The following is a 20,294-nucleotide window of genomic DNA, read 5'->3' as shown; positions in this document are numbered from 1 at the left end:
CGAAGCGCAGGCCGAGGCATCGAAGCATCCCTGACCGATTCCTGCAAGGCCCCGCCGAACCGCCAGGAACGCGCGACAATTGACGTGAGCCCGGCCGAGCCGCGGCAGCGGTCCCAACGCGCTCGGGCGTGGAGGTGCGACATGTCGAACGCAGTGCGTTTCACCGCTTATGGCGGCCCCGAGGTGCTCGAGGTCGTCGAGATCGAGGCGCCGCTTCCCCGGCCCGCCGAAGTGCTCGTCGAGGTCTACGCCACCGGGCTCAACCCGGCCGAGAGCGCGCTGCGGCGCGGCGAGGCCAGAGCCGGCCGCACGGCGGAGCTGCCCGCGAGGCAGGGGCGCGACCTCGCCGGCGTGGTCATCGCCACCGGGCCCGGCGTCGAACGCTTCGCCCGCGGCGACGAAGTCATGGGCTGGGGCGAGGGCACGCAGGCGAGCCACGTCGTCGTCCCGGAGACGCAGCTGATGCTCAAGCCGGCCGGGATCCCGTGGGAGGTCGCCGGCTCCCTGGCCACGGCGGGCACCATGGCCTGGAACGCCGTCGAGGGACTCGCGCTCGGCCCGAACGACACCGTCGTGATCACGGCGGCGGCCGGCGGCGTCGGATGCCTCGCGGCGCAGTTCGCGAGGCTCCACGGCGCCGCGGTCATCGGCACGAGCGCGGAGGCGCGCTTCGACTTCCTGCGCCAGTTCGGCATCCAGCCGCTCGGCTACGGTCCGGGCCTCGCCGCCCGCGTGCGCGTCGCGACCTCGGCGCCGATCACCGCGTTCCTCGATTTCCTGGGCGGCGGGGCCGAGGAGGCGGTCGAGCTCGGGGTGCCCGCGGGCCGCGTGCTCACCGTGCTCGACGAGGAGGCCGTCGACGAGCACGGCATCGCCAGGGTCGAGCCGGGCGACCTGGTCGCGCTCGGCCGGGTGTCCGCCGCGATCGCCGCGAAGCAGGTGCGCCTGCCGATCGCCGACGTCTTCGCGATGGCGGACGTCGCCGCCGCCTACCGCGCGCTCGACCGACGGGATGCCGCGGGCAAGATCGTGCTCGGTCTGCGCACCGTGGAGTACCCCGGACAGCGGGTCAAGGAGCCCGCCATCAAGGAGCAGGACGTCACGCTCGGCGTGCCGACGCCGCACGAGCGGCTCGAGGCCGTCGAGGCGGTGCCCGCGGCGATCGGCGACGGCAGCGTGCGGCGTCGCCACCGCGAGGCGCGCCAGCAGGCGGAGGCCGACGCGACTCCCGCGGACGCCGGGACGGATCAGCCGGACCGGGCGGGCGGGGCGCCGCTCCCGTAACCCGCGCTCGGGGCATCCGCCACGCCCGTAGGATTGACGGCATGGCCGACGGCTCCTCGTTCTACATCACCACGCCCATCTTCTACGTCAACGACGTGCCCCACATCGGGCACGCCTACACGGAGGTGGCGGCGGACGTGGCTGCGCGCTGGCACCGCCAGGCCGGCGAGGACACCTGGTCGCTGACCGGCACCGACGAGCACGGCCAGAAGATCCTCCGCACCGCGACCGCGAACGGCGTCACCCCGAAGCAGTGGGCCGACAAGCTCGTCGCCGAGGCGTGGAAGCCGCTGCTCGAGACCATCGACATCGCGAACGACGACTTCATCCGCACGACCGACGAGCGGCACGAGCGCAACGTGCAGCGCTTCCTGCAGAAGCTCTACGATGAGGGCCACATCTACACGGGCGAGTACGAGGGCTACTACTGCGTCGGCTGCGAGGAGTACAAGCAGCAGTCCGAGCTCGTCGACGGCACCGGCGAGTACGAGGGCCAGCCCGTCTGCGCCATCCACTCGAAGCCGGTCGAGCTGCTGCACGAGAAGAACTACTTCTTCCGCATGTCGGCCTTCGCCGACCGGCTCCTCGCGCTCTACGAGGAGCGCCCCGACTTCGTGCAGCCCGAGTCGGCGCGCAACGAGGTCGTGAGCTTCGTGCGCCAGGGCCTCGCCGACCTCTCCATCTCGCGCTCGACGTTCGACTGGGGCGTGAAGGTCCCGTGGGACGAGACGCACGTCGTCTACGTCTGGTTCGACGCCCTGCTGAACTACATCACCGCCGTCGGCTACGGCGAGGACGATGCCGAGTTCGCACGCCGCTGGCCCGCCCAGCACATCGTCGGAAAAGACATCCTGCGCTTCCACGCCGTCATCTGGCCGGCGATGCTGATGGCCGCCGGACTCGACGTGCCCCGCGGCGTCTTCGGCCACGGCTGGCTGCTCGTCGGCGGCGAGAAGATGTCGAAGTCCAAGCTCACGGGCATCGCGCCCGAGCAGATCACCGACGTCTTCGGCTCCGACGCGTTCCGCTTCTACTTCATGTCGGCGATCTCCTTCGGACAGGACGGCTCGTTCTCCTGGGAGGACCTGGCCGCCAGGTACCAGGCCGAGCTCGCGAACGGCTTCGGCAACCTCGCCTCGCGCGTGGTGGCGATGATCACCCGCTACTGCGACGGCGTCGTGCCGACCGCGGGCGTGCTGAGCCCCGCCGACGCCGAGATCGCCACGATCGCCCGCCGCGCCACCGAGCGTTCGTGGGACGCGATCGGGCGCCTCGCGATCCACGAGGCGATCGCTGAGGTCTGGCAGCTCGTCGACGCCCTGAACGGCTACCTCACGAACGAGGAGCCCTGGGCGCTCGCGAAGGACCCCGAGCAGCGCGACCGGCTCGAGGCCGTGCTCGCCACCGCCTACCGGGGCCTCGGCACGCTCGCCGTGCTGCTCTCGCCGGTCGTACCGAAGGCGAGCGCGAAGCTCTGGACGGCGCTCGGCGCGCCCGGCGAGGTCACCGCGCAGCGCATCGACCGCGCCGACGAGGCCGAGCTCGGCGAGCGCGTGCAGCCGCTCGAGGCGCTGTTCCCGCGCGTCGAGGTCGCGGAGTAGGCGCGCACGTGAGCGAGCACCTGCGGCGGAGGTCGGACGGCGGCCGCGCGGCCGAGTACCCGCCGGCACCCGAGCCGCTGCCGGTGCCCGTCTACGACAACCACACCCACCTCGAGATCGCCGACGGCGCGCTGCCGCTGTCGCCCGCCGAGCACCTCGAGCGGGCCGCGGCGGTCGGCATCGCCGGCGCCGTGCAGGTCGGCACGGATGTCGCCACGAGCCGCTGGTCGGCCGAGATCGCCGCGCGCGAGCCGCGCCTCCTCGCCGCCGTCGCGCTGCACCCCAACGAGGCGCCCGAGCTCGACGCCGCGGGCGAGCTCGACGCCGCCATCGCCGTCATCGACGAGCTCGCGGCCCAGCCCCGGGTGCGGGCGATCGGCGAGACCGGGCTCGACTACTTCCGCACCGGCGAGGAGGGGCGCGACGCCCAGCACCGCGCCTTCGAGGCGCACCTCGACATCGCCAAGCGGCACGGCATCGCGCTGCAGATCCACGACCGCGACGCGCACGACGACGTGGTCGCGACGCTGCGCCGGGTCGGGGCGCCGGAGCGCACCGTGTTCCACTGCTTCTCGGGCGGCGAGGAGCTCGCCCGCACCGCGGCCGACGCCGGCTGGTACTGCTCCTTCGCCGGCAACGTCACGTTCAAGAACGCCGAGAACTTGCGCGTGGCGCTGCGGGTGCTGCCGCGGGAGCTGCTCCTCGTCGAGACGGATGCCCCGTACCTGACTCCGGTGCCGCTGCGCGGCCGGCCGAACGCCCCGTACCTCGTGCCGCTCACGGTGCGGTTCATGGCCGAGCTGCTCGAGCTGCCGCTCGACGGGCTCTGCGCCCAGCTCGCGGAGAACACCGAGCGCGTCTACGGCTCGTGGCAGGAGGGGCTCGCATGACCGCACCCCGTCAGGCGCTGCTCGGCCCCGCCGAGATCCGCGACCTCGCCGAACTCCTCGGCGTGACGCCGACGAAGAAGCTCGGGCAGAACTTCGTGCACGACGGCAACACGGTGCGGCGCATCGTGCAGCTCGCCGGGGTGCAGCCGGGCGAGACCGTGCTGGAGATCGGCCCCGGCCTCGGCTCGCTCACCCTCGGCCTGACCGAAGCCGGGGCGGACGTCATCGCCGTCGAGATCGACGGCCGGCTCGCCGAGCAGCTGCCGAAGACCGCCGAGCTGCTGCAGCCCGGCGCCGGGCTCCGCGTCGTGCACCAGGACGCGCTGCGGGTCACCGAGCTGCCGGGCGACCCCGTGCGGCTCGTCGCGAACCTGCCGTACAACGTCTCGGTGCCGGTGCTGCTGCACCTGCTCGAGCACTTCCCCTCCCTCCGCGCCGGCATCGTCATGGTGCAGGCCGAGGTCGGGCACCGCCTCGCCGCGGGCCCAGGCTCGAAGGTCTACGGCGCGCCGAGCGTGAAGGCCGCCTGGTACGGCGACTGGCGCATCGCCGGGCAGGTGCCGCGCCAGGTGTTCTGGCCGGTGCCGAACGTCGACTCCGTGCTGGTCGGCTTCGAGCGCGACCGGGAGCCGGGCACCGAGGCCGAACGGCGGACGACCTTCGAGCTCGTCGACGCCGCGTTCCAGCAGCGCCGCAAGATGCTGCGGCAGGCGCTCTCCGGTGTGCTCGGCGGCAGCGCCGCCGAGGCATCCGCCGTGCTCGAGCGCGCCGGGGTCGACCCGCAGGCGCGCGGTGAACAGCTCGGCATGCCGGAGTTCCTCGCGATCGCGCGGGCGCGCGGGGCGGCGGGTGACGACGCGGGCGGAGCCGAGCTCGGCTAGCGTGGACGCATGACGATCGCCGCAGCCCAGCCGTCGGTGCACGTGCGGGCGCCCGGCAAAATCAACCTCTTCATGCGCGTCGCCGAACCGGGCGACGACGGCTACCACGACGTCGCCACGGCCTACCAGGCGGTCTCGCTCTACGAGGACGTCGTCGCGACGCCCGCCGCGGGCTTCGAGGTCTCCTTCTCGGGCAGCGTCGACGTGTCCGGGCTGCCCGTCGACGACTCGAACCTCGCGATCCGCGCCGCCCGCCTCCTCGCGGAGGAGACCGGCGTCACCGAGGGCGTGCACCTCGCGATCGACAAGCACGTTCCCATCGCGGGCGGCATGGGCGGCGGATCGGCGGATGCCGCGGCCGCCCTCGTCGCCTGCGACGCCCTCTGGGGCACCGGGCTCACGAAGGACGAGCTGCACGGCCTCGCCGCCCTGCTCGGCGCCGACGTGCCGTTCGCGCTCGCGGGCGGCACCGCGATCGGCACCGGTCGCGGCGACCGGCTGAGCCCCGTGCTCGCGACCGGGTCCTTCCACTGGGTGCTCGTCTTCGCTGAATTCGGCCTCTCGACCCCCGCGGTGTACGGCGAGCTCGACCGGCTGCGGGGCGAGGGGCAGGTGCCTCCGGACTCCGTCGCACCGGCCGGCGCTCCCGCCGTCGACCCGGCGGTGCTGCAGGCCCTCCGCGCGGGCGATCCCGGCCTCCTCGCCGGCGCGCTGCACAACGACCTCGCCGCGGCGGCGATCGGGCTCGCCCCCGAGCTCGACGAGGTGCTCCGGCTGGGCGCCTCGGCCGGTGCGCTCGCCGGGCTCGTCTCGGGGTCGGGCCCGACGCTCGCCTTCCTCGCCGAGGGGGCCGACGAGGCGATCTCGCTGGCCGTCACGCTGTCATCGGCCGGGCACACCGCCGCGCACGTGCACGGCCCGGTGCACGGCGCCCGCGTCGTGCGCTGAACGGCAGCGTGCCCGGCCGATCGCGACCGGTGCACGGCTCGCGCACGGCGAGAGCAACTAGGCTCGACGGGACATGGCACACCTCCTCGGCGCCGAGCGCCTGCATCTCGAGTTCCCGACGCGCACGGTCTTCGACGAGGTCACCCTCGGCCTCGACGAGGGCGACCGGATCGGCATCGTCGGCCGCAACGGCGACGGCAAGTCGACCCTGCTGAAGCTCCTCGCCGGTCGGCTCGAACCGGATGCCGGGCGGGTCACGGTGCGCCGCGGCGTCCGCATCGGCATGCTCGACCAGACCGACACGGTCGATCCGGACGCGACCGTCGCCGAGGCCGTCGTCGGCGGCATCGACGAGCACGTCTGGGCGGGCGACCCGAAGGTGCGCGACGTCATCGCCGGCCTGCTCGGCGACGTGCCCTGGGACGGACGGGTCGGCGACCTCTCCGGCGGCCAGCGCCGTCGCGTCGGGCTCGCGGCACTGCTCGTCGGCGACTGGGACGTGCTCTTCCTCGACGAGCCGACGAACCACCTCGACGTCGAGGGCATCGCCTGGCTCGCCCGGCACCTGCGCGAACGGTGGAGCCGCAGCGACGGCGCGCTCGTCGTCGTCACGCACGACCGGTGGTTCCTCGACGAGGTCTGCACCGGCACCTGGGAGGTGCACGACGGCATCGTCGAACCGTTCGAGGGCGGCTATGCGGCGTACGTGCTGCAGCGGGTCGAGCGCGACCGGATGGCGGCCGCGAGCGAGGCGAAGCGGCAGAACCTGATGCGCAAGGAGCTCGCCTGGCTGCGCCGCGGCGCCCCCGCGCGCACCTCGAAGCCGAAGTTCCGCATCGACGCCGCCAACCAGCTCATCGAGGACGTGCCGCCCGTGCGCGACCGGGTCGAGCTCAGCCGGCTCGCCGTCGCCCGGCTCGGCAAGGACGTCGTCGACCTCCTCGACGCCGGTGTCGACTACCCGGCGCCCGGCGGCGGCACCCGCACCGTGCTCCGCGACGTCGAGTGGCGCATCGCGCCGGGGGAGCGCACCGGCATCCTGGGCGTCAACGGCGCCGGCAAGTCGACCCTCCTCGGCCTCGTCACCGGGGCCGTCAGCCCCACCCACGGCCGGGTGAAGCGCGGCACGACCGTGCGCATCGCGACCCTCAGCCAGGAGCTCGCCGAGCTGGCCGAGTGGGCCGATGAGCGCGTCAGCGCGGTCGTCGCAGCGCAGCGCACGAGCTACACGATCGGCAGCGGCTCGAAGGCCGTCGAGCTCACGCCGGGCCAGCTCCTGGAGCGCCTCGGCTTCACGAACCAGCAGCTCGCGACGCCCGTGCGCGACCTCTCGGGCGGGCAGAAGCGACGGCTGCAGCTGCTGCTCATCCTGCTGACCGAGCCGAACGTGCTGATCCTCGACGAGCCGACGAACGACCTCGACACCGACATGCTCGCCGCGATCGAGGACCTGCTCGACTCGTGGCCGGGCACGCTCCTCGTCGTCAGCCACGACCGCTACCTGCTCGAGCGGGTCACCGATCAGCAGTTCGCCATCGTCGACGCGAAGCTGCGGCACCTGCCGGGCGGCGTCGACCAGTACCTGGAACTCCGTGCCGCGCAGCAGCGCGGAGGCGCGGGGAGCGGCGCGGCGAGCGGGGCCGCCAGGGTCGCCGCGAGCGGCACGGATGCCTCGCCCGCCCCGGCCTCCGCGAGCGCTGCTCCCGGGCTCTCGGGCGCCGAGCGGCGCACCGCCGAGAAGGAGCTCGCCTCCGTCGAGCGGCGGATCGAGAAGCTGCAGCAGCAGATCGCCGCCGCCCGCGACGGCTTCGCCGAGCTCGACCAGAGCGACTACGAGCGGCTGAACGCCGAGATGGCGAAGGTGACCGCCGCCGAGCAGGAGGTCGCCGAGCTCGAGGAGCGCTGGTTCGAGCTCACCGAGCAGCTGGGCTGAACGCTCAGCGCCCGGCGGCGCGGCGCTCAGGTCCGGCGGCGCGCTCAGGGTCCGGCGGCGCGCTCAGCGTCCGGTTTCAGGAGGATGCCTCCCGCGCGGCGCGCTCGGTGAACCAGGCGAGCGCGTGCCGGCCGGAGGAGAGGCCGTAGTCGAGCGTGGCGCGCTGGTAGGCGAGCACCTCGCGGAACTCCTCCGGCACCTCGAGGACGGCGAGGTGCCGCTCGACGGCCTCGAGCTCGGCGACGTTCGCCGCCGCCCGCTCGCGGATGCGCTCGAGCACTGCGGCCCGCTCGGCCGGGTCGAGCAGGCCGAGGAAGAACAGCCGGGAGAGCGCCGCCGTCTCGAGGTCGGGGCCCTCGATCGGCCCGTCGATCCAGTCCCGGAACGCCGCGCGGCCGGCGTCGGTCGTGCGGTACACCTTGCGGCCCCGGCCGCCGGGCTGCACGCTCTCGACCTCGATGAGCCCGTTCGCGAGCAGCCCGTCGAGCGCCCGCTTGATGCTGCCCGAGCTCGCGCTGTAGACCAGCCCGACGCCCGCCTCGAAGCTCTTCACGAGGTCGTAGAGGCTCTGCGGGGCGAGCATGAGCAGCCCCAGGATCACGTGTGCCACGCGCCGAGCCTACCCGGGTTGACTCGCGTAGACATGTCTACTAGACAGGTCTATGAGAGAGATTGGACCCTGATGACCCATGCTCCCGCCGCCGACGCGGCATCCGTCCCGAGCGAGCTCGACCGCGAGCTCACCGCCCTCGTCGACCGTCTCGCCGCCCGTCGCCGCCTGCACCACGTCATCCTCGCCGTCGCCGACGATCGCGGGCGGAGCTGGTCGGGCGCGGCCGGGCCCGGCGCGAGCCCCGAGACGCCCTTCTTCATCGCCTCGATCACGAAGCGCTTCATCGCGACCCTCGTGCTGCAGGCCCACGAGCGCGGCGAGCTCGACCTCGACGCTGCGATCATGGCGTACCTCCCCGCCGAGGTGGCGACGAGGCTGCACGTCTGGAAGGGCGTCGATCGCACGCCGGAGATCACGGTGCGCCACCTCGCGAGCCACACCTCCGGCCTGCCCGACTTCTACGAGCGGCGCCGCGGCGGGCCGAGCCTCTACCGGCAGCTCCGCGCCGGCCACGACCTCGCCTGGGGCTTCGACGACGCCATCGCGATCGCGCGCGACGAGCAGCGGCCGCACTTCCCGCCGCAGGACCTGTCGGCGCCGAGGCAGCGCGCCTCGTACTCCGACACCGGCTTCCTGCTGCTCATCCGCATCCTCGAGCTCGTGACGGGGCTGAGCTTCGCGCAGCTCGTCGCCGAACGCATCGCCGAGCCGCTCGGGCTCCGCAGGACCTGGCACCCGGCCGGCGCGCCCGCCGACCCGGCGACGCCGGCGCCGCTCCCGCTGCACGTGCGGCGGCGCCCGGCGCGCCTCGACGGCGTGTACGCGTCGAGCCACGACCTGTTCAGCACGACGGCCGAGCTCCTCGCCTTCGAGCGGGCGCTCGTCAGCGGCGAGCTGTTCGCGGACCCCGCTACGAGCGCGCTGCTGACCGAGCGGCGCAACCGGCTGCGGAACGCCCCGAGCCTGCACTACGGCCTCGGCACGATGAGCTTCGGCGTGAGCCGGCTCAACCTGCCCCGGCGCGGCCCCGTCACGCTCGTCGGCCACTCCGGCTCGACCGGCACGTGGCTGTTCAGCTGCCCGGAACTCGGCGTCGTCCTCGCCGGCACGGTCGACCAGACGCAGGCGCAGGTGCTGCCGTTCCAGATCATGGTGCGGTGCCTGCAGCGCTGGACACGGTGATCGGCGGGGCCGGACGCGCAGATCGGGGAGGCGATCCCGAAGCATCCGTCGTCATATTTGACGTCGTTCGCAGAAGCTGTGACGTCATGTAACCAGGTGGTCAACAGCGCGAAGAACCTTCGCTTACCGTTGGAGGGCACCCGCGTTCGCGGCATCGACGCCCCCACCGACATCCTCCGTGGCGGAGCCATGCCGACCCACAGCCAGGCGGCCCTCGAACGCGCGCCCACCAGAGAGGACCCACCATGTCACGACGTTCCCGCATCACCTCCGTCATCGCCGCGCTCGCCGCGGTGCCCCTCGTCGCCTCGCTCGCGGCCTGCGCCTCGACCGGCGCGGCCGACGACGGCGGCGAGACCGTGAAGATCGGCGTCGTCGGCAAGTCGGACCCGCAGTGGGCGCCGTTCGTCGAGGCCGCCGCCGAGGAGGGCATCACGGTCGAGCTCGTCGACTTCGGCGACTACAACCAGCCGAACCCCGCGCTCACCGAGGGCGAGCTCGACCTCAACCAGTTCCAGCACATCGTCTACCTCGCGGACTACAACGTGAACGCCGACGCCGACCTCACCCCGATCGGCTCGACGCAGATCTACCCGCTCGGCCTGTACTCCACGAAGTACGACGACGTGAAGTCGATCCCGGCGGGCGAGACCGTCGCCGTGCCCGACGACCCCTCGAACCTCGCCCGCGCGCTCCTCGTGCTGCAGTCGGCCGGGCTCATCGAGCTGAAGGACGGCGGCTCGATCTTCTCGACCATCGCCGACATCGACGAGGCGAAGTCGAAGGTCAAGGTCACCCCGCTCGAGGCCGCCATCACCGCGACCTCGCTGCCCGACGTCGCCGCCGCGATCATCAACAACGACTTCGTCGAGGACGCCGGCCTCACCTTCGCCGACGCGATCGCGCAGGACGACCCGGCCGACCCCAACGCGCTGCCGTACGTGAACATCTTCGCGGCGCGTGCCGAGGACAAGGACAACAAGACCTACGCCAAGCTCGTCGAGATCTTCCAGACGAACGCGAAGGTCCAGGCCGGCCTCGACGAGGCATCCGGCGGCACCGGCGTCTCGCTGCAGGTCCCGGTCGCCGATCTCGAGAAGTCCCTCGCCGACGTCGAGGCCGACACGGCCGCCCAGCAGGGCTGATCGACGCATCACCGTCCGGCTCCCGGGCGGCGCGCACCCCGCGTCGCCCGGGAGCCGTCGGCGCGTTCCCGCGCCGCACCCGAGGAGGAACCGCATGGCCATCGTGAGCCTCGCGAACGTCAGCAAGTCGTACCCGTCGCCCGAGCGGGGCGCCCCGCGCATCGTCGCCGTCGACGATGTCAGCCTCGAGATCGAGGCCGGCGAGGTCACCGGCATCATCGGCTACTCCGGCGCGGGCAAGTCCACGCTCGTGCGGCTGATCAACGCGCTCGAGCCCGCGACCGAGGGCACCGTCACGATCGACGGCCGCGCGATCACCGGGCTGCCGGAGCGGGAGCTCCGCGCCGTACGGCTCGGCATCGGCATGATCTTCCAGCAGTTCAACCTCTTCGAGGCGAAGACCGTGGCGCAGAACGTCGCCTACCCGTTGAAGGTCGCCGGCTGGGGCAAGGCGGAGATCACGGCACGCGTGCAGGAACTGCTCGACTTCGTCGGCCTCGCTGACAAGGCGCGCGCCTACCCGGACCAGCTCTCGGGCGGCCAGAAGCAGCGCGTCGGCATCGCCCGGGCGCTCGCCACCCGCCCGCGGATCCTGCTCGCCGATGAGGCGACGAGCGCGCTCGACCCCGAGACGACGCAGGAGGTGCTCGCGCTGCTGAAGCGCGTGAACGAGGAGTACGGCGTCACCATGGTCGTGATCACCCACGAGATGGACGTCATCCAGTCGATCGCGACGAAGGTCGCCGTGATGGACGGCGGCCGGGTCATCGAGCAGGGCGACGTCTTCGACGTCTTCTCCGACCCGCAGCACGCCTCCTCCCGCAAGTTCGTCTCGACCGTCGTGCAGGGCGTGCCGTCCCCGGCGGAGCTCGCGGTGCTGCGCGAGCGGCACCCGGGCCGGATCGTGACGTTCTCGTTCCGCGACGGGGATGCCTCACAGGCCCGAGTCTTCGTCGAGCTCGCCCAGGCCGGGCTCGAGTTCGAGCTCGTGTACGGGGGTATCAACGACATCCGCGGTCGCGCCTTCGGCCATCTCACGCTCGCGATCCGCGGTGAGGAAGCCGCGATCGACCGGGCGCTCGCCCGCATCGGCGAGCTCGTGGCGGTCACCGAACCGTCGATCGGAGACGGCGCGCAGAACGGGGAGGTCCGCTGATGGACAAGCTCATCGACCTCGGGCCCGAGTTCTGGACCGCCGCCGGCGAGACCCTCTACATGGTGTTCTTCACCATGCTGTTCGGCGGGCTCGCGGGTCTCGTGCTCGGCATCGGCCTCTACGTCACGCGCAAGGGCGGGCTGCTGCCGAACACCGTCGTGAATAACGTGCTGAACGTGCTGATCAACTTCTTCCGGCCGATCCCGTTCATCATCTTCATCGCCGCGGTGCAGCCGCTCACCCGGGCCGTCATCGGCATCGGCATCGGCACGAACGCCGCCGTGTTCGCCCTCTCGCTCGCGGCGTCCTTCGCGATCGGCCGCATCGTCGAGCAGAACCTGCTCACCGTGAAGCCGGGCGTCATCGAGGCGGCCCGCTCGATGGGCGCGGGCCCCTGGCGCATCCTCACCACGGTCGTCATCGGCGAGGCGCTCGGGCCGCTGATCCTCGGCTACACCTTCATCATCGTCGCGGTGATCGACATGTCGGCGATGGCCGGCTTCCTCGGCGGCGGCGGCCTCGGCTACTTCGCCCAGCTCTACGGCTACCGCCAGTTCGAGCCGATCGTGACCTGGGCCGCGGTGCTGCTCATCATCGTGTTCGTGCAGATCGTGCAGTACCTCGGCAACTGGCTGGCCCGCAAGGTGCTGCGGCGGTAGCCCCACCCGACGCCGCCCGCGCCTCTCGGCCCCGATGAACGAGTTGCCCGACTTTCATGAAAGTCGGGCAACTCGGGTGATCAGTGCGCGGCGGCGACCGTCGCGAGCTCGATCGGCGCGGCGGGCAGCTTCACGCTCTCGACGAGTTCGCCGGCGTCGAGGTCGACGAGGTGGATGGTCGAGGCGGCCGGGTCCGTCACGTACGCGCGGTGCCCGTCGACCCAGAGCGCGGGGCGGGCCTGCTGCCAGTCGAGCGGCTCGGTCCACTCCTCGAGCACCGGGATCGTCGCCGTGACGGTCCCCGCGGCCGGATCGATGACGTGGATGGCGCCGTCGGTGCCGAGCACGAGCGCTTCACCGTGCGGGCCGCGGGCGAGCGAGCGGAAGGTGTAGCTCGTGCCGAGCTCGACGAGTCGCAGCGTGCCGGCCTCGGTGTCGATGAGGCTCACCCGGGTCGGCCGCTCGAGTTCGGCCTCGGCATCCGTCTTGTAGTCGCCCAGCACGACGGCGGACTCCGGCGAGCCGGCCTGCGTGCCGATGCGCCCGTAGGCGTCGGGCGACGCGACCTTCGTGAAGGCGCCGTCGCGGAAGACGAGGGCGCCGTCCTGGCAGCCGACGACGATCGCCCCGCCCGCCGCGACCGTTTCGCCGTGCACGCCGGGGCAGCGCTCGTCGCGGGCGAGTTCGGCGCCCGAGGCATCGAAGACGGCGACGCCCGTGCGCGCTTCCTCGGTGCCGAGCGTCGAGAGGAGCGCGTCGCCGGGCAGGGCGACGGCGACGCCGTGATGCGCCGCCGCGCTCTCGTGGGTGCGGAGCTCGAGCGGGTCGAGTCCGCCTGCGGCGACCGCGTCGGCGAGCCCGGATGCCTCGAACAGCTGCACCTCGCCGGTGCCGTCGGCGAAGAGGGCGGTGACGCCCTCGTTCGTGGTGACGTGGCCCGCGTGGTCGGCCTCGAACACGAGCTCCGTGAGCTGCGGCGTCTCGCCGTAGTAGTGCGCGTGGTCGCCGTGCTGCTCCGCCTCGAGGCCGGTGTCGAGCACGCGGAAGCCGGCGTCCGTCGAGACGAGCACGTGCCGGCCATCGCCGGCGGGGTTCACCCGGAGGAAGCCGGGCAGCTCGAGCTCGGCCGCGACCTCGAGGGTGTCGCCCTCGAGCACGAGCAGGCCGCCGTCGTAGCTCGCGACCAGGCGCGGGGCGGCGAGCTCGCGCGCAGCGGGCTCGGTCGCGGAGTCGGGCTGCGCGGCGGGCGTCTGGCCGCCGGGGGAGGCGCAGGCGGCGAGCGCGAGGAGCAGGGCGGGCGCCGCGGCGGCGGTCAGGCGGAGGCCTCGACGGCGAGGCGGGGGACTGGTGCGTGTGATCATGGCCGTCACGCTATCGTTAACGATAATCATTCTCAAAACCGAATCACGGGCCAGCGAGTTGCCCGACTTTCATGAAAGTCGGGCAAGCCATGGGGTGGATCCGAGTTGCCCGACTTTCATGAAAGTCGGGCAACTCGGTGGGGTGCGGGTCAGGTGAGCCGGCCGTTCAGGCGAGCCGGCTGTGCACCGGCCTGGCGTGCTCCGGGGGCTCGCCGACCTCCTCGACGGTGTGGCCGCTGCAGGTGATCGCGGTGACGCTGGCCCGCTCGACGCGCGACACGGCGAACCAGCGCATGGCGTCGCGCAGCCGGCACCACCCGACCAGGTACCAGCGGCCGTTCGTGGAGGCGAACAGCACGGGCTCGACGTCGCGCGTGGTCGTGGTGCCGTCCGCCGCGGTGTAGTTGAGGCGAACCACCCGCTGCTCGGCCAGCGCCTGCTCGAGCGCCGAGCTGACGGCACGCGAGGACGGCGGAGGCGCATCGACCCAGATCCGGTGGGCCAGCTCCTCGGCCCGCGCTCGCGTCCTCGGGTCGAGGACGTCGAGGATCTTGCGGATGCCGGCGGCCGCCAGATCGGCGTACGGCGCATCGGATGCCGCGGACGCCGCCGCGAGGAGCGCCACGGCCTGCGCGGGGGAGAGGGTGACGGGCGGAAGTGTGGCGTACTCGGCGAGCCCGTATCCGCCGCCGGGGCCCGGCCTGGACCAGACCGGCGCGCCGCTGCGCTCCAGCGCGTCGAGGTCGCGCTTGACCGTGCGCACCGACACCTCGAACTCCCGGGCCAGGCGGTCGGCGGAAACGCCGCGAGCACCGCTGCGGCGCAGCATCTCGGACAGGGCGTGCAGTCGTTCGGCGCGCTTCATGGGCCCGGCCTCAGCAGGGTCCGGCGGGAATCGAATTCATGCCAGAAATAGTGACACACCGATGTCCGCCGAGGCTGCGAGGGTGGTCGCATGACCACCACTGCGAACCATCCGACCATCGTCCTCATCGCCGGCCACTGGCTGGGCGCCTGGGCGTGGGACGACGTCCTGGCCCACCTCGGACCCGACCGCGCCGTCGCGCTGACGCTGCCCGGGCTCGACCGAGCCGATCCAGAGCGCTCGTCGAGGTCCCTCGACGAGCAGGCGGCGGCCATCCGGGACGTGATCGCGCAGCACGGCGACCGCCCGGTCGTCCTCGTCGCCCACAGCGGGGCCAACGCCCCCGCGAGCCTCGTGCTCGACCGTCATCCCGAACTCGTCGCACGCGTGGTCTGGGTCGACTCAGGCCCCGTGGCCGACGGCAGTGTCTTCGCCCCCGACCTCCCGGACGCGCTCGGCGAGCTGCCGCTGCCGCCGTTCGAGGAACTCGGGCAGCAGGCGAGCCTCGACGGGCTGAGCCCCGAGGACCTCGCGCGATTCCGCGATCGGTCCGTCCCGGAGCCCGCCACGGTGCTCCGCCAGCCCGTCGAGCTCGCGAACGAGGCCCGGCACGGCGTCCCGACGACCCTGGTGTGCTGCTCGATCCCGGCCGAGCAGGTGCGGGAGCTGGTCCGGGCGGGGCATCCCATGTTCGCCGAGCTCGCGAAGCTGGACGGCTTCGACGTCGTCGACCTCCCCACGGGGCACTGGCCCATGTGGAGCCGAGCGGGCGACCTCGCGGAGGTCATCCTCGCCGAGGCGTCCAGGGCGGCGATCGACGCCTAGGCGGGCTCCTCGAAGCTCACGATGAGCTTGCGCAGCAGTCCGGCGAGGCGCTTCTGCTCCGCGGGCGGCAGGCTGCCAAGCAGCTCGGCCTCTGCGTCGACGAGGCGCGTGATCGCGGCATCCACCCGGGTGAGGCCGGCCTGGCTCATCTCGACGAGGATGCCCCGACCGTCGTGGGGATCGGTCTGCCGGCTCACGAGCCCGCGGGCGACGAGCCGGTCGATGCGGTTCGTCATCGCCCCGCTCGAGACGAGCGTCTGCTGCAGCAGGGCCTTCGGCGACAGCCGGTAGGGCGCACCCGCCCGGCGGAGGGCGGAGAGCACGTCGAACTCCCACGACTCGAGCTCCGAGCGCGCGAAGGCCTGCTTGCGCTCCCGGTCGAGGTGCTTCGAGAGCCGCGCCACCCGGGAGAGCACCTGCAGCGGGGAGAAGTCGAGATCCGGCCGCTCCCGCTCCCAGTCGGCGACGATCCGATCCACCTCGTCCGCGTGCGTCATCCGGCCATTATCGCCCGGGGCGCGACCCCGCTCGCGCCCCCGCGTCGCCGACCGTCATGCCGCGGCGCGCGCCGTGGCAGACTTGATGGCGCGCAACGGCATGCCGCGGCGCGGTCCGCCATGGTGTAACGGCAGCACGACAGCCTTTGGAGCTGTGAGGCCCAGGTTCGAATCCTGGTGGCGGAGCATGAGCGATCAGAACCTCGCGATCATCGTCCTGGCGGCAGGACAGGGCACCCGCATGAAGTCGGCGACCCCGAAGCTGCTGCACCCGCTCGCCGGCTCGCCGGTCGTCGGGCACGTGCTGCGCACCGCGCGGGCGCTCGACGCCGCGCACGTGCTCGCCGTCGTGCGGCACGAGCGCGACCGGGTCGCGGAGACGATCGAGGCGGAGCTGCCCGGCACCACCATCGTCGACCAGGACGAGATCCCCGGCACCGGCCGCGCCGTCGAGCAGGCCGTCGCCGCACTGCCCGCCGACTTCGCCGGTGAGGTGCTCGTGCTGAACGGCGACGTGCCGCTGCTCGACGCCGACACGCTCGCCGCGTTCCTCGCGCAGCACCGCGACACCGGTTCCGCCGCTTCCGTGCTCTCGGCCATCTACGACGAGCCGCACGGCTACGGCCGCATCGTCCGCGGCCCCGCCGGCGGCTTCGACCGCATCGTCGAGCAGAAGGACGCGAGCGAGGTCGAGCGGGCCATCCCCGAGATCAACGCCGGCATCTACGCCTTCGGCGCCGCCGCGCTCCGCGACCAGCTCGCGAACCTCACCACCGAGAACGCGCAGGGCGAGAAGTACCTCACCGACGTCATCCAGCTGCTCCGCGAGGCGGGCAGCGAGGTCGAGGCCGTGCCCGTCGCCGAGCCGTGGCTCGTCGCCGGCATCAACGACCGCGCCCAGCTCTCCGAGACGGCGGCCCGGCTGAACGCACTGATCGTGCGCGGCTGGCAGCTGAACGGCGTCACGATCGAGGACCCGGCGACCACCTGGATCGACCTCGCGGTGACGATCGAGCCAGACACCACCATCCGGCCCGGCACGCAGCTGAAGGGCGCGACGACGATCGCCACCGGCGCGATCGTCGGCCCCGACACCACCCTCGTCGACTGCGAGATCGGCGCCGGCGCGCACGTCAAGCGCACCGACGGCACGCTCGCCGTGATCGGCGCGGGCGCCGAGGTCGGGCCGTTCGCGTACCTCCGCCCGGGCACCGTCCTCGGCGACGGCGGCAAGATCGGCACCTTCGTCGAGACGAAGAACGCCGAGATCGGCCGTGGCAGCAAGGTGCCGCACCTGAGTTACATCGGCGACACGCGAATCGGCGAGCAGTCGAACGTGGGCGCCGGTTCGATCACTGCGAACTACGACGGGGTGAACAAGCACCGCACCGAGATCGGCTCCCACGTGCGCACCGGCTCGCACGGGGTCTTCGTCGCGCCCGTTACCATTGGAGACGGCGTCTACACGGGTGCCGGAACGGTCGTCCGCAAGGACGTCCCTGCCGGAGCGCTCGCCGTGAACGTCGCACCGCAACGCAACATCGAGGGGTGGGTCACGACGCATCGTGCCGGGACTGCGGCCGCCCAGGCGGCCGAGGCCGCCGGCACGGCCGCCGCGACCGACGCCGAGTGACACGAGGCCGGACCGGCTGAGAGGACGAACACATGTCGGGTATCGAGACCACCGGATCCAAGCGCCTCGTGCTGGTGTCGGGGCGCGCGCATCCGGAGCTCGCCGAGCAGATCGCCCGCGAGCTGGGCGCCGAGCTGGTGCCGACCGATGCCCGCACCTTCGCGAACGGCGAGATCTACGCGCGCTACGACGAGAGCGTGCGCGGGTCCGACGCCTTCGTCATCCAGTCCCACACCTCCCCGATCAACGAGTGGCTCATGGAGCAGCTCATCATGGTGGACGCGCTGAAGCGCGCCTCGGCCAAGCGCATCACCGTCGTCGCGCCGTTCTACCCCTACGCCCGGCAGGACAAGAAGGGCCGCGGGCGCGAGCCGATCTCGGCCCGCCTCGTCGCCGACCTGTTCAAGACCGCCGGCGCCGACCGCATCATGTCGATCGACCTGCACGCGGCGCAGATCCAGGGCTTCTTCGACGGCCCCGTCGACCACCTCTTCGCCATGCCTGTGCTGCTCGAGGAGTTCAAGAACTCCCTCGACCCGGCGACCCTCACGGTCGTCTCGCCCGACATGGGCCGGGTGCGCGTCGCCGACATCTGGAGCGACAAGCTCGGCGCCCCGCTCGCCATCATCCACAAGCGCCGCGACCCGCTCGTGCCGAACCAGGTCTCGGTGCACGAGATCGTCGGCGACGTGAAGGGCCGCGTCTGCCTCCTCGTCGACGACCTCATCGACACCGGCCGCACGATCGTGAAGGCGGCCGAGGCGCTCAAGGCGAACGGCGCGATCGGCGTCGTCGTCGCCGCGACCCACGCCGTGTTCTCGAACCCGGCCGTCGAGATCCTGCAGTCCGACTTCATCGACCGCGTCGTCGTCACCGACACCCTGCCGATCCCGGCGGAGAAGCACTGGGACCGGCTCACGATCCTGCCGATCGCGCCGCTGCTCGCCCGCGCCATCCACGAGGTCTTCGAGGACGGCTCGGTCACGAGCATGTTCGACGGCGCGGCCTGATGGCCGAGCCCGGCGAGCAGGCGGCGTCCGGCGAGCAGGCGGCGTCCGGCGAGCAGGCGGCGTCCGGCGAGCAGGCATCCGGGCGCCCCGCGCTGCCCGGCCGCCCCTGGGTCGCGAGCTACGCCGAGGGCGTGCCCGACGACCTCCCGGCCGTCGAGGGCTCGCTGTACGACCTCATCCGGCACTCGGTCGAGACGTACCCCGAGCACGTCGCGCTCGAGTTCTTCGGACGCGAGACGACGTACGCCGAGCTCGGCGCCGAGATCGAACGGGCCGCCGAGGGGCTCCGCCTCCTCGGCGTGCAGAAGGGCGACCCCGTCGCCATCGTGCTGCCGAACTGCCCGCAGCACATCGTCGCGTTCTACGCTGTGCTCCGCCTCGGCGGCATCGTCGTCGAGCACAACCCCCTGTACACGCCGCGCGAGCTGCGGCACCAGTTCGAGGACCACGGAGCCCGCGTCGTCGTCGCCTGGGACAAGGTGGTCGACACGCTGCAGGCGTTCCCCGCCGACCTGAAGCTCGCGCACATCGTCTCGGTCGACCCGACCCGGGCGATGCCGTTCGGCACCCGCCTCGCGCTCCGACTGCCGATCGCGAAGGCCCGCGAGTCCCGCGCCGCGCTCACGACGAAGGTGCGCGGCACGGTGCCGTGGCCCGAACTCGTCGAGGCCCAGCCGATCGACGCACACATCATCGCGCCCGAGGTCGACGACGTCGCCCTCATCCAGTACACGAGCGGCACGACCGGCAGCCCGAAGGGCGCCACGCTCAGCCACGCGAACCTCATCGCGAACGCGGCGCAGTCGCGCAGCTGGGTGCCCGAGATCCCGCGCGGCAGCGCCGTCGTCTACGCCGTGCTGCCGATGTTCCACGCCTACGGGCTCACCCTCTGCCTCACCTTCGCGATGAGCATGGGCGCCCGGCTCGTGCTCTTCCCCAAGTTCGACCCCGACCTCGTGCTCAAGGTCGTGAAGCGCCGGCCGCCGACCTTCCTGCCGGCGGTGCCGCCGATCTACGAACGGCTCACCGCCGCCGCGGCCGCCGAGGGCGTGCCGCTCGCCGGCATCCGCATCGCCATCTCCGGCGCCATGCCGCTCTCGCCGGCCGTCGTCGAGCCGTGGGAGGCTGCCACCGGCGGCTACCTCGTCGAGGGCTACGGGCTCTCGGAGTGCTCGCCGGTGCTGATGGCGAATCCCGTCGCGCCGAACCGCAAGGCCGGCACCGTGGGCCTGCCCCTGCCGGGCACGGAGTGCCGCGTCGTCGACCCGGAGGAGCCGACGCGCGACGTCGAGCCCGGCGCCGAGGGCGAGCTCGTCGTGCGCGGTCCGCAGGTCTTCTCCGGCTACTGGAAGAAGCCCGACGAGACCGCCGCGGTCTTCGTCGAGGACCCCGAGGGCGGCGCGCCCTGGTTCCGCACGGGCGACATCGTCTCGATCGACGACGAGGGCTTCGTGCGCATCGTCGACCGCATCAAGGAGCTCATCATCACGGGCGGCTTCAACGTCGCGCCGAGCGAGGTCGAGGAGGCGCTGCGCACGCACCCCTCGGTCGCCGACGTCGCCGTGGTCGGGTTGCCGGACGCGCACTCGGGCGAACAGGTCGTCGCCGTCGTCGTGCTGAAGCCGGGGCAGCAGCTCGACGAGGCCGGCATCCGCCAGGCGGCGCGCGACCAACTGACGCCGTACAAGGTGCCCAAGCGGGTCGTCGCGGTCGAGGAGCTGCCGCGCTCGCTCATCGGCAAGGTCATCCGGCGCGAGGTGCGCACGCGCCTCATCAACGCCGAGGCCGGCCAGGGCTGACGCGGGATCGCT

The 20,294-nt window shown here is 72.5% G+C and carries 18 protein-coding genes and 1 tRNA gene; 15 read left to right on the top strand and 4 right to left on the bottom strand.

What is annotated here, in order from left to right:
- The first annotated feature begins 141 nt into the window (after positions 1 to 141).
- The 6 genes from QSJ60_RS15170 (at position 142) to QSJ60_RS15145 (ending at position 7,537) form a co-directional block, all read left to right on the top strand.
- Positions 142 to 1,284, top strand: a complete 1,143-nt coding sequence (locus tag QSJ60_RS15170) for an NADP-dependent oxidoreductase (RefSeq protein WP_285464212.1) — start codon at positions 142 to 144, stop codon at positions 1,282 to 1,284.
- A gap of 41 nt (positions 1,285 to 1,325) precedes the next feature.
- On the top strand, positions 1,326 to 2,885 hold the full coding sequence (gene metG / locus QSJ60_RS15165) for a methionine--tRNA ligase (protein WP_285464210.1): 1,560 nt from the start codon (positions 1,326 to 1,328) through the stop codon (positions 2,883 to 2,885).
- A gap of 8 nt (positions 2,886 to 2,893) precedes the next feature.
- Entirely contained in the window at positions 2,894 to 3,775 is an 882-nt protein-coding gene (locus QSJ60_RS15160; protein ID WP_285464209.1) for a TatD family hydrolase, read from the top strand.
- Entirely contained in the window at positions 3,772 to 4,656 is an 885-nt protein-coding gene (gene rsmA / locus QSJ60_RS15155; RefSeq protein ID WP_285464207.1) for a 16S rRNA (adenine(1518)-N(6)/adenine(1519)-N(6))-dimethyltransferase RsmA, read from the top strand. The genes QSJ60_RS15160 and rsmA overlap by 4 nt, the downstream gene beginning before the upstream one ends.
- Positions 4,657 to 4,665: 9 nt before the next feature.
- Positions 4,666 to 5,604, top strand: a complete 939-nt coding sequence (locus tag QSJ60_RS15150; RefSeq protein ID WP_285464206.1) for a 4-(cytidine 5'-diphospho)-2-C-methyl-D-erythritol kinase — start codon at positions 4,666 to 4,668, stop codon at positions 5,602 to 5,604.
- A gap of 73 nt (positions 5,605 to 5,677) precedes the next feature.
- The gene (locus tag QSJ60_RS15145; protein WP_285464205.1) at positions 5,678 to 7,537 is read left to right on the top strand and encodes an ABC-F family ATP-binding cassette domain-containing protein; all 1,860 of its coding nucleotides are present in this window, start codon (positions 5,678 to 5,680) and stop codon (positions 7,535 to 7,537) included.
- Between the two features lie 76 nt (positions 7,538 to 7,613).
- Here QSJ60_RS15145 and QSJ60_RS15140 read toward each other — a convergent pair whose 3' ends face one another.
- Positions 7,614 to 8,147 (bottom strand): PadR family transcriptional regulator, encoded by a 534-nt coding sequence (locus QSJ60_RS15140; RefSeq protein ID WP_285464204.1) that lies wholly within the window; start codon positions 8,145 to 8,147, stop codon positions 7,614 to 7,616.
- A 72-nt stretch (positions 8,148 to 8,219) separates the two neighbouring features.
- Here QSJ60_RS15140 and QSJ60_RS15135 point away from each other — a divergent pair, with 72 nt between their 5' ends.
- The 4 genes from QSJ60_RS15135 (at position 8,220) to QSJ60_RS15120 (ending at position 12,292) form a co-directional block, all read left to right on the top strand.
- Positions 8,220 to 9,332 (top strand): serine hydrolase domain-containing protein, encoded by a 1,113-nt coding sequence (locus QSJ60_RS15135; protein ID WP_285464203.1) that lies wholly within the window; start codon positions 8,220 to 8,222, stop codon positions 9,330 to 9,332.
- A gap of 245 nt (positions 9,333 to 9,577) precedes the next feature.
- Complete coding sequence (locus QSJ60_RS15130; protein WP_285464201.1) at positions 9,578 to 10,477, top strand: MetQ/NlpA family ABC transporter substrate-binding protein; 900 nt, start codon at positions 9,578 to 9,580, stop codon at positions 10,475 to 10,477.
- A gap of 94 nt (positions 10,478 to 10,571) precedes the next feature.
- On the top strand, positions 10,572 to 11,633 hold the full coding sequence (locus QSJ60_RS15125; protein ID WP_285464200.1) for a methionine ABC transporter ATP-binding protein: 1,062 nt from the start codon (positions 10,572 to 10,574) through the stop codon (positions 11,631 to 11,633).
- Entirely contained in the window at positions 11,633 to 12,292 is a 660-nt protein-coding gene (locus tag QSJ60_RS15120) for a methionine ABC transporter permease (RefSeq protein WP_189086587.1), read from the top strand. Before QSJ60_RS15125 ends, QSJ60_RS15120 begins: the two co-directional genes overlap by 1 nt.
- An 80-nt stretch (positions 12,293 to 12,372) precedes the next feature.
- Here the strand turns inward: QSJ60_RS15120 and aztD are convergent, their stop codons facing one another.
- Positions 12,373 to 13,653, bottom strand: a complete 1,281-nt coding sequence (gene aztD / locus QSJ60_RS15115; protein WP_285464197.1) for a zinc metallochaperone AztD — start codon at positions 13,651 to 13,653, stop codon at positions 12,373 to 12,375.
- 166 nt (positions 13,654 to 13,819) lie between these two features.
- On the bottom strand, positions 13,820 to 14,518 hold the full coding sequence (locus QSJ60_RS15110) for a helix-turn-helix transcriptional regulator (protein ID WP_285464196.1): 699 nt from the start codon (positions 14,516 to 14,518) through the stop codon (positions 13,820 to 13,822).
- A gap of 90 nt (positions 14,519 to 14,608) precedes the next feature.
- Between QSJ60_RS15110 and QSJ60_RS15105 the strand changes: the two genes are divergently transcribed.
- Positions 14,609 to 15,343 (top strand): alpha/beta fold hydrolase, encoded by a 735-nt coding sequence (locus QSJ60_RS15105; protein ID WP_285464195.1) that lies wholly within the window; start codon positions 14,609 to 14,611, stop codon positions 15,341 to 15,343.
- Here the strand turns inward: QSJ60_RS15105 and QSJ60_RS15100 are convergent.
- The gene (locus QSJ60_RS15100; protein WP_189086583.1) at positions 15,340 to 15,840 is read right to left on the bottom strand and encodes a MarR family winged helix-turn-helix transcriptional regulator; all 501 of its coding nucleotides are present in this window, start codon (positions 15,838 to 15,840) and stop codon (positions 15,340 to 15,342) included. The two genes, QSJ60_RS15105 and QSJ60_RS15100, sit on opposite strands and share 4 nt — an antisense overlap.
- A 114-nt stretch (positions 15,841 to 15,954) precedes the next feature.
- Here QSJ60_RS15100 and QSJ60_RS15095 point away from each other — a divergent pair.
- The 4 genes from QSJ60_RS15095 to QSJ60_RS15080 all read left to right on the top strand — a co-directional run bounded on the left by QSJ60_RS15095 (position 15,955) and on the right by QSJ60_RS15080 (position 20,282).
- Positions 15,955 to 16,026: transfer RNA gene (locus QSJ60_RS15095), tRNA-Gln, on the top strand.
- A 1-nt stretch (position 16,027) separates the two neighbouring features.
- Positions 16,028 to 17,473, top strand: a complete 1,446-nt coding sequence (glmU, locus tag QSJ60_RS15090) for a bifunctional UDP-N-acetylglucosamine diphosphorylase/glucosamine-1-phosphate N-acetyltransferase GlmU (protein ID WP_285464194.1) — start codon at positions 16,028 to 16,030, stop codon at positions 17,471 to 17,473.
- A gap of 32 nt (positions 17,474 to 17,505) precedes the next feature.
- Complete coding sequence (locus QSJ60_RS15085; RefSeq protein WP_230767972.1) at positions 17,506 to 18,483, top strand: ribose-phosphate diphosphokinase; 978 nt, start codon at positions 17,506 to 17,508, stop codon at positions 18,481 to 18,483.
- Positions 18,483 to 20,282, top strand: coding sequence for a long-chain-fatty-acid--CoA ligase (locus QSJ60_RS15080; protein WP_285464193.1), 1,800 nt, complete (start codon positions 18,483 to 18,485; stop codon positions 20,280 to 20,282). Before QSJ60_RS15085 ends, QSJ60_RS15080 begins: the two co-directional genes overlap by 1 nt.
- Positions 20,283 to 20,294 lie beyond the last annotated feature (12 nt).

Source organism: Agromyces sp. NBRC 114283 (assembly GCF_030268405.1).
GTDB lineage: Bacteria > Actinomycetota > Actinomycetes > Actinomycetales > Microbacteriaceae > Agromyces > Agromyces mediolanus.
This window is presented reverse-complemented; position numbering and strand designations above follow the sequence as displayed.